The organism is Profundibacter sp. (genome assembly GCF_965277155.1).
GTDB lineage: Bacteria > Pseudomonadota > Alphaproteobacteria > Rhodobacterales > Rhodobacteraceae > Profundibacter.
Map to the genome: position 1 here is coordinate 833,620 of NZ_CBDIBV010000013.1, position 12,305 is coordinate 845,924.

At 59.8% G+C, this 12,305-nt stretch carries 12 protein-coding genes and 1 pseudogene; 2 read left to right on the forward strand and 11 right to left on the reverse strand.

Annotated elements, in window-relative coordinates:
• Nucleotides 1-69: 69 nt before the first annotated feature.
• Complete coding sequence (gene nirB / locus ACQY4M_RS19440) at nt 70-2,058, reverse strand: nitrite reductase large subunit NirB (protein WP_428547607.1); 1,989 nt, start codon at nt 2,056-2,058, stop codon at nt 70-72.
• 126 nt (nt 2,059-2,184) lie between these two features.
• Between nirB and ACQY4M_RS19445 the strand changes: the two genes are divergently transcribed.
• Complete coding sequence (locus ACQY4M_RS19445) at nt 2,185-3,087, forward strand: LysR family transcriptional regulator (RefSeq protein ID WP_428547610.1); 903 nt, start codon at nt 2,185-2,187, stop codon at nt 3,085-3,087.
• A gap of 4 nt (nt 3,088-3,091) precedes the next feature.
• On the opposite strand, the gene ureG is transcribed toward ACQY4M_RS19445, so the two are convergent.
• The 10 genes and pseudogenes from ureG to dapA form a co-directional block, all read right to left on the reverse strand.
• Complete coding sequence (gene ureG / locus ACQY4M_RS19450; protein ID WP_428547613.1) at nt 3,092-3,709, reverse strand: urease accessory protein UreG; 618 nt, start codon at nt 3,707-3,709, stop codon at nt 3,092-3,094.
• Entirely contained in the window at nt 3,706-4,350 is a 645-nt protein-coding gene (locus tag ACQY4M_RS19455; RefSeq protein WP_428548314.1) for an urease accessory protein UreF, read from the reverse strand. The genes ureG and ACQY4M_RS19455 overlap by 4 nt, the downstream gene beginning before the upstream one ends.
• Nucleotides 4,340-4,810, reverse strand: coding sequence for an urease accessory protein UreE (gene ureE, locus ACQY4M_RS19460; protein ID WP_428548317.1), 471 nt, complete (start codon nt 4,808-4,810; stop codon nt 4,340-4,342). Before ureE ends, ACQY4M_RS19455 begins: the two co-directional genes overlap by 11 nt.
• Before the next feature lie 102 nt (nt 4,811-4,912).
• Nucleotides 4,913-5,236 (reverse strand): annotated as a pseudogene (locus tag ACQY4M_RS19465) (endonuclease domain-containing protein); the annotation flags it as partial.
• Nucleotides 5,237-5,325: 89 nt separating this feature from the next.
• Complete coding sequence (gene ureC / locus ACQY4M_RS19470) at nt 5,326-7,035, reverse strand: urease subunit alpha (protein ID WP_428547616.1); 1,710 nt, start codon at nt 7,033-7,035, stop codon at nt 5,326-5,328.
• Between the two features lie 267 nt (nt 7,036-7,302).
• On the reverse strand, nt 7,303-7,608 hold the full coding sequence (locus tag ACQY4M_RS19475; RefSeq protein WP_428547619.1) for an urease subunit beta: 306 nt from the start codon (nt 7,606-7,608) through the stop codon (nt 7,303-7,305).
• A gap of 46 nt (nt 7,609-7,654) precedes the next feature.
• Nucleotides 7,655-7,957: an urease subunit gamma gene (locus tag ACQY4M_RS19480; RefSeq protein ID WP_428547622.1), complete on the reverse strand. Its 303-nt coding sequence runs from the start codon at nt 7,955-7,957 to the stop codon at nt 7,655-7,657.
• A gap of 1 nt (nt 7,958) precedes the next feature.
• The gene (locus ACQY4M_RS19485) at nt 7,959-8,684 is read right to left on the reverse strand and encodes an urease accessory protein UreD (protein WP_428547625.1); all 726 of its coding nucleotides are present in this window, start codon (nt 8,682-8,684) and stop codon (nt 7,959-7,961) included.
• A gap of 134 nt (nt 8,685-8,818) precedes the next feature.
• Nucleotides 8,819-9,295 (reverse strand): SsrA-binding protein SmpB, encoded by a 477-nt coding sequence (gene smpB / locus ACQY4M_RS19490; RefSeq protein WP_428547628.1) that lies wholly within the window; start codon nt 9,293-9,295, stop codon nt 8,819-8,821.
• Nucleotides 9,296-9,298: 3 nt separating this feature from the next.
• A complete protein-coding gene (gene dapA, locus ACQY4M_RS19495; RefSeq protein WP_428547631.1) occupies nt 9,299-10,174 on the reverse strand; it encodes a 4-hydroxy-tetrahydrodipicolinate synthase in 876 nt (291 codons plus the stop codon).
• A 178-nt stretch (nt 10,175-10,352) separates the two neighbouring features.
• Here dapA and ACQY4M_RS19500 point away from each other — a divergent pair, with 178 nt between their 5' ends.
• Nucleotides 10,353-12,296, forward strand: a complete 1,944-nt coding sequence (locus ACQY4M_RS19500) for a lytic transglycosylase domain-containing protein (protein ID WP_428547634.1) — start codon at nt 10,353-10,355, stop codon at nt 12,294-12,296.
• The last annotated feature ends 9 nt before the right edge of the window (nt 12,297-12,305 follow it).

A 12,305-nucleotide genomic window follows, 5' to 3' on the forward strand; every position in this document is an offset into this window, starting at 1 on the left:
CTTGTGAAGCACTTCTACGGCCCTCACTTTGCCATAGTGAGTTGACGGAAGCAGGGGCCATCCACGCCATCAGAGGATTTTTTCCAGCTTGATGCCAAGGCCGGTGCTGTCCTGCGTGCCAAAGCGGCAGTGATCGGACCCGACACAGGTTTTCACTGTGCGCAACCCCTTGGAATAAGCGTGGCCCGAAACAAGGCCGGCGCTGTTCAAATCGGCCCAGACTGCCGGCAAATCCTCGCGCTGGATGCCCAGCAGATCAATCCGCTGACCACCGGTAACATGGATGGTCGGCACGTTGTATTTTTCCGCCGCATCGGCAATCGCGCGCAATTCCTGCGGCGTTGTCATGCCGCCCCACATGCGGGGCACCACGGAATAGGTGCCGTCCTTTTGGATGTTGGCGTGGTTGCGTTCGTTCACGAAACGGCTTTGCAGATCGTCGGCATAGTCCAGCGGCCATTCGGCAATCATGTAGTAATTCAGCGCAGGACGGCAGATGTGGCAACCACAGGATGTTTTCCAGCCCATTTCCTGCATCACCGCCGGAATGGATTTCAGACCTTGCGATTTGATCACGCGGCGAATGTCCTCGTGACTGTGGTCGGTGCAGCCGCAAATCCCCGCAGGGGCGGGCGCCTGAAATTCATCGCCCAATGTAGTGGCCAGAACCTGTTCCACCAGCCCCGTGCAATTGCCGCAGGATGCTGACGCCTTGGTCACGGCCTTGATCATTCCCAGATCGGTCGCGCCGTCATGGATGGCCTGCACGATGGTGCCTTTGCAGACCCCGTTACAGCCGCAAATCTCGGCGCTGTCGGGCATCGCGGCGACCACCGCCAGCGGGTCCAGCGCTTGCCCCCCCTGAAAGGCGGGGCCATAGATCAGCGTGTCGCGGATGGCGGAAATATCCTCGCCGGATTTCAGCATCTCGAAAAACCAGCCCGCATCCGTGGTGTCACCATACATCACCACGCCGATGATCCTGTTATCCTGCAATATCAACCGCTTGTATATGCCGCGTCCGGGATCGCGGAACACGATCTCCTCGCGGTCATCACCATCGGAGAAATCCCCGACCGAAAACAGATCAACGCCGGTGACTTTCAACTGGCAGGACACCACCGGCGCCCTGAATTCCGCCGTCGTGCAGGTCAGGGTTTTCGCCAGAACTCTGGCCATATCAAACAGCGGCGCGACAAGGCCGTAAACCACCTCGTCATGCTCCACACATTCGCCAAGGGCGTAGATATCGCCATCACTGGTCTGCATCGTGTCATCCACCCAGATGCCACGTTCAACCCGCAGGCCCGCATCCACCGCCAGCCATGATTCAGGACGGATACCGGCGGCCATCACCACCAGATCGGCGCCGATCACCTGTCCGTCCTCCAGCAGCACGGCCTCGGCATGATCCTTGCCCAGAATGGCCTGCGTGTGGGCCTTGCAGACAATATTGATGCCGCGCCCTTCCAGCTCCTTTTGCAGCAGGTATCCGGCGGCAGGGTCCAGTTGACGCTCCATCAGGTGGCCCATCAGGTGCAGCACGGTTACATCCATGCCCTGTTCCTTGAGCGCCGCTGCGGCCTCAAGCCCCAGCAAACCGCCGCCGATCACCACGGCCTGCCCGTCCGGTTTGCCCGCGACCTTCAGCATCGCCCCGACATCGTCCAGATCACGGAAACCCACAACACCGGGCAGGTCATTGCCCTGCACCGGAATGAAAAACGAAGCCGAGCCGGTGGCGATCACCAGCTTGTCATATGGCGTCACCCCGCCGGGGCTGACCACCTGTTTTGCATTGCGATCAATTTTCACCACCGGCTCGCCAAACCGGCAATTCACCCCGTTCTTGCGATACCAATCGGCGTCATGAGTGATGATTTCGCCGTATTCCTTTTCACCGGCCAGCACGGGCGACAGCATGATCCGGTTGTAATTGCCACGCGGCTCGGCCCCAAAAAGGGTGACGTCAAAGGCGTCTGCATCCTGCGCGAACAGCTCTTCCAGCATCCGTCCCGATGCCATTCCCGCCCCGATCACAACCAGCTTTTGCGCCATGTCACAACATTCCTTTTCATGAATATGAATCACTTGAAACAGTCATACGGCTTGAATGTGTTGCTGTCTGTTGCTAAGAAATCAGGAACCCGTTGCAAAAATCGCAACACCTTAGGCGGGCACCCCATGCGTCACCAGCAAGTGCTGAAATACATCGAAAAAATTGCTCGCACCGGCAGTTTGCGCAGTGCAGCCGAGGAGCTGGGCATCACCCCGTCGGCCCTGAACCGCCGGATTCTGGGGATCGAGGAAGAACTGGGCGTCGAGATTTTCGAACGCCACCCCGCCGGGCTGCGCCCCAACATCGCCGGTGAAATCCTGCTGAAACACATCCGCGACCAGCTGGCCGATATGGAGCGGGTGAAATCGCGTATCGCCGATCTGTCGGGCATGCGGGCAGGGCACATCAACATCGCCACCACCCGCGAAGTGGTCGCCTATTTCCTGCCCGACCTGATCAAACAGCACCTGACCGAATTTCCCGCCGTGACCTTTGGCGTCAACCTGCATGAACGCGGCGAGGCCGAGAATTCATTGCAGGACAACAGCAACGATATCGCTATCGTGTTTGAACCGATGCACATGCAGGATATGCAAACCGTTTATGCCGGACCGCAGGAAATGTTCGTGGTGATGTCACAGGATCATCCGCTGGCGGGGCGTGAAAACCTGCATATCTATGACTGCACCGATTTCCCGCTGCTGCTGCCCAAACAGCCCGAAGGCATCCGGCAGGTGCTGGACGAAGTCGCGGCCAAGGTTGGGGTTCCGCTGGAACCCGCCGTGGAATCCAACAGTCTGGACCTGTTGCGACTGATGTCGCAGGACAGCCTTGCGCTCAGCTTTTGTCTGGCGATCAATCTGCGCCCCGATCTGGACAAGGCGCGGCTGGTATCGGTGCCGCTGCACCTTGGCGGGGTTCCGGCGGGGGTTCTGGCGGCGGGATATCTGAAGGGCCGCACCTTGCCCGTTGCGGCCGCACGGTTTCTGGAAACAGTGAACAAACAGCTGTCAATGCGGTTCGCGTAACCTGTCACGCCGGAATATCAAGGCCACCGATATCGGCCAGCAGCCGGATGATTTCAATAACCCCCTGCCGGTCCCGCAGGCAGGCAAACACAAACGGACGCGCGCCCCGCATACGTTTTGCGTCCCGCTCCATCACTTCAAGCGATGCGCCGACATGGGGCGCCAGATCGGTCTTGTTGATCACCAGAATATCCGATTTGGTAATGGCAGGCCCCCCTTTGCGCGGAATTTCCTCACCCGCTGCCACGTCGATGACATAGAGCGTGATATCGGCCAGTTCGGGGCTGAAGGTGGCCGACAGGTTATCGCCACCGCTTTCGATCAGCACGATTTCAACATCGGGGTGGCGGTTAACCATCTCGGCAATGGCCGCCAGATTGATCGAGGCATCCTCGCGGATCGCCGTATGAGGGCAGCCGCCGGTTTCAACGCCGATGATCCGGTCCTGCGGCAGGGCCTGCAGGCGCATCAGGGCTTCGGCATCTTCCTGTGTGTAGATGTCGTTGGTGATCACCCCGATGGAATGGCTGTCGCGCAGGGCTTCGCACAGGGCGGCGGTCAGGGTGGTTTTGCCCGCGCCGACAGGGCCACCGATACCGATACGAAGGGGGCCGTTGTTCATGTGCGGAATATCCTTGAATACTGTGTTTCGTGTTTCATGCTGGCGATGTCGGCCAGAAAGGCGGTGCCGGACAGATCGTCCAGACTGCCGTTCAGCGCCTGATCGGTGATTTCGGACACCAGCCGGGCCAGCCCGTGTATCAGGCGCTGGCCTTCGGTCTGGCCGATCGGCAGCAGGCGTTGCGCGGCGGCAACCAGATTGCTGGCAAAGGCTTGCAGATACAGGCGCGTGGTCAGGGCAGGTGGCAGGCCCTCAAGCGATGCGGCACGACCCACGGCCACCGGATAGGTCAGGCCCGCGATCTGTTGTGCCCAGACCGCCGCTGTCACCACGCAAAACGCCGCGCCCTGCAAATCGGTTTCCTGCAGACGTTCCTTGGACGGGGCAAAGGCGCGGCACAGGGCATCAACCCCGCCAACATCCTGCGCATCCGCGTGATAGGCCGCCAGCAGAAACAGCGCATCCGACAACCCCGCGCCATAACGCAACACATCGATTAGCCAGTCTTGCAGGCTGTCTGCATCCGTTACCGCACCGGTTTCGACCAGCGCCTCCAGCCCGTGGGAATAGGCGAATGCCCCGACAGGATAGCCGGGCGAGAGCCATTGGCTCAGGGTTATGACCTGCGCGTCAGTGTGCATGGCCATGCGTGCGCCCGTGGCCATAGGCGCCGCCCTCGGGGGTGAAGGGTTCGGATACATCCCGCAGGGTCGCGTCCAGTTTTTCCAGCATATCGCGGATCACGTGATCGCGCTGGATCAGCAGGCGGTCTGGTTCGATCTGGCAAGGGGTGTGGCGGTTGCCGATGTGCCAGGCTAGGCGGGTCAGGTTTTCGCCGGTGATTTCGATCAAGGGTTCCTCGGCGGCGATCACCTCGATCAGGCGGCCATCGGTCAGTTCGAACGCATCGCCGTGGTTCATACTGGTGGTTTGCAGCAGGTCCACAAGGAAGCGCTCGCCACGGGCCGTGGTCAGAACCTTGCGGCGCAGGAAGCGGTCGTCGTAGGTGAGGGTGACGTGGGATTCGGCACCGGACCAACTGCCTGCGCGGTGGAGGTTTTGGGCGGGGAGTAATCCCGCTGCATCCCCAGTTGAGGGCATTTTGCGCTTGGGTGGAATATCGCGCTTTCCTCCCCCTGCTTGCGGGGGGAGGTCAGGAGGGGGGAGATCGGCAGCGGAAAAAGATTGTCGTAGCATATCTTCAATTGTTACCAGCACCCCTTCCATGTTTTCCAGTATCTCGTTGTTCCAGAACCGCAGCACCCTGTATCCATGTTCCTCGATGAAGGCCGTGCGTCTGGCGTCATAATCTTTTGCCGCCTCATGCTGCCCGCCATCCACCTCGATCACCAGTTTGGCATCATGGCTCAGGAAATCGGCGATATAGGGGCCGATTGGTGCCTGTCTGCGGAATTTCACCCCAATCTGTTTGCCCCGGATTTCCTGCCACAGGGAACGTTCAGCCTCCGTCAGGTTTTTACGCAAGGCCCGGGCTCGGTCACGTTGGCGTTTGTCAGGGCGGATCATGGCTGATGCCCCCACCCAACCCTCCCCCGCGCACGGGGGAGGGCTTTGGAGTTGCGCCAGGTGTTGCCGTCCATTTTCATCCCCCCCCCTCAAAACATAAAGTACCGCTGAGCCATCGGGAGCACGTCCGCAGGCTCGCAGGTCAACAATTCACCATCCGCCCGCACCTCGTAGGTTTCGGGGTTCACCTCCATCACCGGTGTGGCATCGTTCAGCACCATGTTCCGTTTGCCGATCCCGCGGGTGTTTTTCACTGCCACCGTCCGCTTCGCCAGCCCCAGCCGATCACCAATCCCGTCGGCCTGTGCCGCTGCCGAAACAAACGTCACCGCCGATTGTTCCACCGAGCGCCCGAAGGCCCCGAACATCGGGCGCGAGTAAACCGGTTGCGGCGTGGGGATCGAGGCATTCGGGTCCCCCATCTGTGCCATCGCGATCGTGCCGCCCAGCAGCACCATGTCGGGTTTCACCCCGAAAAATGCCGGGGACCACAGCACCAGATCGGCGCGCTTGCCCTCGGACACCGAGCCGATCTCATCGGCAATCCCGTGCGCAATCGCCGGATTGATGGTGTATTTGGCGATATAGCGGCGCACCCGCAGGTTGTCGTTGTCGCCAACTTCCTCGGCCAGCCGCCCGCGCTGCTTCTTCATCTTGTCAGCGGTCTGCCATGTGCGGATCAGCACCTCGCCCACGCGCCCCATCGCCTGACTGTCGGAGGCAATGATCGAAAACGCGCCCAGATCGTGCAGGATGTCCTCGGCGGCGATGGTCTCGCGGCGGATACGGCTTTCGGCAAAGGCCACGTCCTCGGGGATGGATTTGTCCAGATGGTGACAGACCATCAGCATGTCCAGATGTTCCTCGAGCGTGTTGACGGTGAAGGGCCGCGTCGGGTTGGTCGAGGCGGGCAGAACATGGTCCTCGCCACAAATCTTGATGATGTCGGGGGCATGGCCGCCGCCCGCCCCTTCGGTGTGAAAGGCGTGGATGGTGCGTCCCTTCATGGCCTTCAGCGTATGTTCGACAAAGCCGGATTCGTTCAGCGTGTCGGTGTGGATCATCACCTGCACATCCATCGCATCAGCCACTGTCAGGCAGCAGTCAATCGCGGCAGGGGTGGTGCCCCAATCCTCGTGCAGTTTCAGCGCACAGGCTCCGCCCAGCACCTGTTCCTCGAGCGCGGCAGGCTGGCTGGCGTTGCCCTTGCCTGCAAAGGCTAGGTTCATCGGAAAGGCATCTGCGGCCTGCAACATCCGCCCGATGTGCCACGGGCCGGGCGTGCAGGTGGTGGCCAGCGTGCCATGCGCAGGGCCGGTGCCGCCGCCCAGCATGGTGGTCAGGCCGGAATGCAGCGCGTCCTCGATCTGTTGCGGGCAGATGAAGTGGATGTGGGAATCGAACCCTCCAGCGGTCAGGATCTTGCCCTCGCCCGCGATAACCTCGGTACCCGGTCCGATGATGATATCGACGTTGGGCTGGGTGTCGGGGTTGCCCGCCTTGCCGATCTTGTGGATACGGCCGTCTTTCAGGCCAACGTCGGCCTTGAAGATGCCCGCGTGATCAACGATCAGCGCATTGGTGATCACCGTGTCCACGGCCCCGCCCGCGCGGGTGATCTGGCTCTGGCCCATGCCGTCGCGGATCACCTTGCCGCCGCCGAATTTCACCTCGTCACCATAGGAGGTCAGATCGCGCTCGACCTCGATAATCAGATCGGTATCGGCAAGGCGCACACGGTCGCCGGTGGTGGGGCCAAACATGGCAGCATATTCGGAGCGGGGGATTTGGGTGGGCATGGTTGATCTAATCTCCTGAAATCATTTGCGAATCCAAACCTGGATTCTCTTGACGTTCCATTGGAAACTTCGAGTGCATTGGTTGGCGGCTTGACCTGTTCCAACATAGCTCAAAGAAGCCGCGAAATAATTCGAGGCAGATTGAACTAAAGGTAACCAGATGGACCCAATCGAGATTATCATTCGAATTACCCTTGAGGTTTTCAAGGTGCTGTTGAGTAAATTCATCACCTGGCTTTTTAACAAATGGCCGCGTGTAAAATGACATCACAATCCCCCCATCACTTCCCCATTAAACCCATAAACCTTGCGCCCCCCGCCCATCGGCACCAACGCCACCTCGCGCCGCTGCCCAGGTTCAAACCGCACCGCCGTTCCCGCCGCGATGTCCAGCCGCATCCCGCGCGCCGTACTCCGGTCAAACTCCAGCGCTGGATTGGCCTCGGCGAAATGGTAGTGACTGCCCACCTGCACCGGCCTGTCCCCCGTGTTGGCGACCATCAGCACCGCGGACTCGGCCCCCTCGTTCAAGGTTATCATGCCATCAGCGGGTAATATCTCTCCGGGTATCATTGTGCTTGTCCTTCCAAATGGTCCAAATATCCGCGCCGCAGGCATCCTACCGTATCGGTCTGTGCACCGTCACCAGTTTGGTGCCATCGGGAAAGGTGGCCTCGACCTGCACATCGGGTATCATCTCGGCGATGCCCTCCATGCACTGCTCGCGCGTCACCACATGTCCGCCGGCCTCCATCAGGTCGGCCACGCTGCGCCCGTCGCGTGCACCCTCGACCACAAAGTCTGTGATCAGGGCAATTGCCTCGGGGTGGTTCAGTTTCACGCCGCGTTCCAGCCGGTTTCGCGCCACCATTGCGGCCATGCTGATCAGCAGTTTGTCTTTTTCACGCGGGGTCAGGTTCATATCAGGTCATCCAGCATCTGGGTAGGGTGTCATGGGTCAGTCGGTTCAGGATCGGGATCAGGGTTTGTCGCATAAGATAGCTGTCAGGCGCCAACAGACGCAAGACCAGAAGGTCGTCCCCTATCAGGCTGGCGCCCGCCGTATCGGGCAGCATGGCCCGCAAGGGGGTCAGATGTGCGCCAGCATCGGCGGCGACATAGATCAGGTTGGCCATTGCGACGGCACCATTACCGATGTTCGGGCGGGCCATTTGCGCGGCGATGTTGCCTTGCAGGGTGACCCTGTCAACGTAGGACAACTGCCCCTCGCGCTGAATTTCAATGCTGTCACTGAAAGAGGCATCGGTCAGGGCTTCACCCATCGCGGCGCGCCCGAAAACCAAAGGCTCGACCATCAGAAAGGTGGCATCCGCTTGCATTTCGACACGCAAGGACCGGCGAAGGGCGCAGCCCTGAAAAAGGATCGTTTCCTGTGGTAGCCAGTTCACCCGTGCGCCCGCTTCAACATCTAGCCGGGTTTGCAGATGGCCGGTCTGATCGGGCTGTGCGCGATAGGCGCGCTCGGCGGCCTGTGTGGTCAGGGTCAGGTGCGAACCTGAATTTGCACGGGCGTTGATTTTAACGGTATCGCCGCCGGTGATGCCGCCCGCAGTGTTGACCAGAACCGCTTGAAAATCAGGGCCGGTTGCGCGCGGGAAAAGTGCCTTTAGGGAACCGGATTGCCGCAAATCCTTTAGGCTGGTCTCGCGTCCGTTGGATTTGACGGCAAGGGTGACAGCCCCGTGTGCCCGGGGTTGCCTGCTGGTCGTATGTGTTGAAACACTCGCCGTTGAAATGGCACCCTCCTGATGTGGCCTAGACTCTAGCTGTTTTCCCGCAGCAGGCGTGCCTTTTGACGGCCCCAGTCGCGCTTGGCCTCGGTGGCGCGTTTGTCGTGGTTCTTTTTACCCTTGGCGATGCCCAGTTTGATCTTCACCAGACCCTTGTGATTGAAATACATCACCAGCGGCACCAGCGTCAGCCCCTTGCGCTGGGTGGCCTGCCACAGCTTGGCCAGCTCCTTTTTCGAGACCAGCAGCTTGCGCTTGCGCCGTTCCTCGTGGCCCCAAGTTTTGGCCTGTTTGTAGGGGGCGACATAGGCGTTGACCAACCACAGTTCGCCATCCTCGACGGCAGCATAGCTTTCGGCGATGTTGGTCTGGCCTTCGCGCATGGATTTGACTTCGGACCCCAACAACATGATGCCGCACTCGATGTCGTCCTCGATCGCGTAATCATACCGCGCGCGGCGGTTTTCGGCGATTACCTTATAGTTGGGGTCCGATTTTTTCTTGGCCATGACCTAGTTCAACAACCCTGCATGGCGCATTGCGTCATCCATCATGGCCTTGGTGCCATCGGTCAGCGTCACCAGAGGCGAGCGCACTTCTTCGGAACACAGACCCAGTTTGGACAGCCCGTATTTCGCCCCCACAAGACCGGGTTCGGTGAATATCGCCTTGTGCAGCGGCATCAGGCGATCCTGAATTTCCAGCGCCTTGGCAAAATCACCGGCCAGCGTGGCCGCTTGCAGTTTGGAACACAGCGCAGGGGCGACATTGGCGGTGACGGAAATGCAACCAACCCCGCCCTGAGCGTTGAAACCATGCGCGGTGGCGTCTTCGCCGGAAATCTGGATGAAGTCCGGCCCGCAGGTCATTCTCTGCATACAGACCCGCGCCAGATCGCCGGTTGCGTCCTTGACTCCGATGATGCGGGGCAGTCTGGCCAGTTCGCCCATGGTTTCAGGCGTCATGTCCACGGCGGAACGGCCAGGAATATTGTAGATGACGATCGGCAGGTTGCTGTTGTCATGCAGCGTGGTGAAATGGGCAATCATGCCCGCTTGGGTCGGCTTGTTGTAATAGGGCGTCACCACCAGTGCGGCATCGGCCCCCACCTTTTTGGCGAATGCGATATAGCGGGCGGATTCAGCCGTATTGTTCGATCCGGCACCGGCAATGACGGGGATGCGTCCCGCAGCGGCCTTGACCACGATTTCGATGGTTTCTTCGTGTTCCTCGTGGGTCACGGTCGGGCTTTCGCCGGTTGTGCCCATCGGCACCAGACCGTTGGACCCTTGTTCGATATGCCACTCGACCAGATGTTTGAGCGCATCAACATCCAGCGCACCGTTCTTGAACGGCGTGACCAGAGCGGGAAAAGACCCTTTGAACATGACACGTCTCCTTATTTTGGTTGAATATAGTGCGACCCGACCATCGAGTCACCCAAGGCATGTGCGGCGGAAACTAGCTGCACTTTAACGGATTGCCAAGATTGTGTATTGAAGGCGGGGGACCAAAGACACATCTTTGTATCAATACCGCCCGAAATTGAAAGGATTCCCGCCTGTTATGCGCCTGATTCCGTCTGTAACGATTGCCCTTCTGGCGTTTGCACCGCTTTCCCACGCACAGGAACAGGCTGCACCTTCGGCTTTGAGCGCCGCGTTAAAGGCGGTTTCAGAGGCAGATTGGGAATTGGCATCGGCACAAGTGCAGCCTGTTGGGCAGATCGGGGCGGATCTGGTTACATGGTACCGGTTACGGGCAGGGCAGGGCACGCTGGCGGATTACAATGCGTTCTTAGCGCGGAACGCGGATTGGCCGGGCCTGCCCCTGATGCACAAGAAAGGCGAAGCGGCGATAACAGCGGCAACACCTGCACAGGATGTGATTGCTTATTTCAAGGATTACGAGCCGCGCACCGGTCATGGGGTGTTGCAATTGGCCCGCGCACAAGAAGCGGTCGGTCAGAAAGGCGAGGCCGCTGCCGAAGTCGTTTTGGCATGGCGCACCTTTGCCCTGACCAAGCTGGAGCACGAGGCCTTTCTGGCCAGCTATAAGAACCTGCTGGCCCCGCATCATATTGCGCGGCTGGATATGCTGCTGTGGCGCGGGCGATATACCGATGCGCAGCGTTTGTTCCCGTTGGTGGGCGAGGGATGGCAAGCACTGGCGCAAGCGCGGATCGGGTTGCGGCGGCGGGTCGAAAATGTGGATGCGTTGATCAAGGCCGTGCCAAAGGATTTGCAGGACGACCCCGGCCTTGCCTACGAGCGGTTCGTCTGGCGGGCCCGCAAAGGGCGCACACTGGATGCGGTGGCGTTGTTGCTGGAGCGCAGCATATCGGCCGAGGCATTGGGCGAGCCATCCTACTGGGCAAACCGCCGCCGGTCGCTGGCGCGGCAAATGATGCGCGAAGGGGATGGGGTGACGGCCTATCGTCTGGCATCGTCCCATCATTTGGTGGAAGGGTCCGATTATGCCGATCTGGAATGGTTGTCGGGCTATCTGGCCTTGCGCTATCTGAATGATCCCAAAACAGCTCTGGCGCATTTTCAAAGCTTTCGTGTGGCGGTGAAAAGCCCGATCAGTCTGGGCCGTGCCGGATATTGGGAAGGGCGCGCCTACGAGGCCATGAAAGACAGCGGCTCGGCGCAGGCTTCTTATGCTTTCGGAGCCGAGTATCAGACCAGTTTTTACGGGTTGTTGGCGGCAGAACGGGGCGGGTTTAGTATGGATGCAGCCTTGACCGGAGCCGAGGCTTTTCCTGACTGGCGGCAGGCGCCATTCATGTCGTCATCCGTGCTTAAGGCGGCTTTGATGCTGTATCAGGCGGGGAACACAGCCCTTGCCAAACGGTTCTTTTTGCAGGTGGCCGAGAGGTTGAATCGCACCGAACTGGGGCAGTTGGCTGATCTGGCGCTGGCATTGCAGGATCCGCATATCGCACTGATGATTGCCAAACAGGGCGCGCGACGCGGAATTGTTTTACCGCGTGCCTATTACCCGCTGCATGATCTGGTAAAGCAGGACTTGCCGGTCGCACCCGAACTGGCGCTGGCGATTGCCAGACGGGAAAGCGAGTTTAATCCGGTGGTGGAAAGCGGCGTGGGAGCCAAAGGATTGATGCAGCTGATGCCCAAAACCGCCAAGGCGGTGGCAGATTCGCTGGAACTGGAATTTGAAACGGGGCTGTTGTTGACAGACTGGCAATATAATGCGCGGTTGGGCGCGGCCTATCTGGTCAAACTGCAAGAGGAATTCGGCAGGTCGCCAGTGTTGGTTTCTGTTGGTTATAACGCAGGACCACACCGGGCACGGGCATGGATCGCCGCCTTTGGCGATCCGCGGTCAGCAGGCGTGGATGTGGTGGACTGGATCGAACACATCCCGTTTCGGGAAACGCGCAATTACGTTATGCGAGTGGCGGAATCCCTGCCGGTATATCGGGCACGTTTAACGGGGCGAACCCCGCCTGTGACATTGTCAAAAGAGCTGCGTAACGGGGGGTAGCCGAAAGTT

Bases quoted from the DNA above. Each gene is read 5' to 3' on its own strand.
- ACQY4M_RS19445 (WP_428547610.1), top strand. From the start codon at position 2,185: ATGCGTCACCAGCAAGTGCTGAAATACATCGAAAAAATTGCTCGCACC.
- ureE (WP_428548317.1), bottom strand. From the start codon at position 4,810: ATGCCCTCAACTGGGGATGCAGCGGGATTACTCCCCGCCCAAAACCTC.
- ACQY4M_RS19500 (WP_428547634.1), top strand. From the start codon at position 10,353: ATGCGCCTGATTCCGTCTGTAACGATTGCCCTTCTGGCGTTTGCACCG.
- nirB (WP_428547607.1), bottom strand. From the start codon at position 2,058: ATGGCGCAAAAGCTGGTTGTGATCGGGGCGGGAATGGCATCGGGACGG.
- smpB (WP_428547628.1), bottom strand. From the start codon at position 9,295: ATGGCCAAGAAAAAATCGGACCCCAACTATAAGGTAATCGCCGAAAAC.
- ACQY4M_RS19480 (WP_428547622.1), bottom strand. From the start codon at position 7,957: ATGAACCTGACCCCGCGTGAAAAAGACAAACTGCTGATCAGCATGGCC.
- ureC (WP_428547616.1), bottom strand. From the start codon at position 7,035: ATGCCCACCCAAATCCCCCGCTCCGAATATGCTGCCATGTTTGGCCCC.
- ACQY4M_RS19455 (WP_428548314.1), bottom strand. From the start codon at position 4,350: ATGCACACTGACGCGCAGGTCATAACCCTGAGCCAATGGCTCTCGCCC.
- ureG (WP_428547613.1), bottom strand. From the start codon at position 3,709: ATGAACAACGGCCCCCTTCGTATCGGTATCGGTGGCCCTGTCGGCGCG.
- ACQY4M_RS19475 (WP_428547619.1), bottom strand. From the start codon at position 7,608: ATGATACCCGGAGAGATATTACCCGCTGATGGCATGATAACCTTGAAC.
- dapA (WP_428547631.1), bottom strand. From the start codon at position 10,174: ATGTTCAAAGGGTCTTTTCCCGCTCTGGTCACGCCGTTCAAGAACGGT.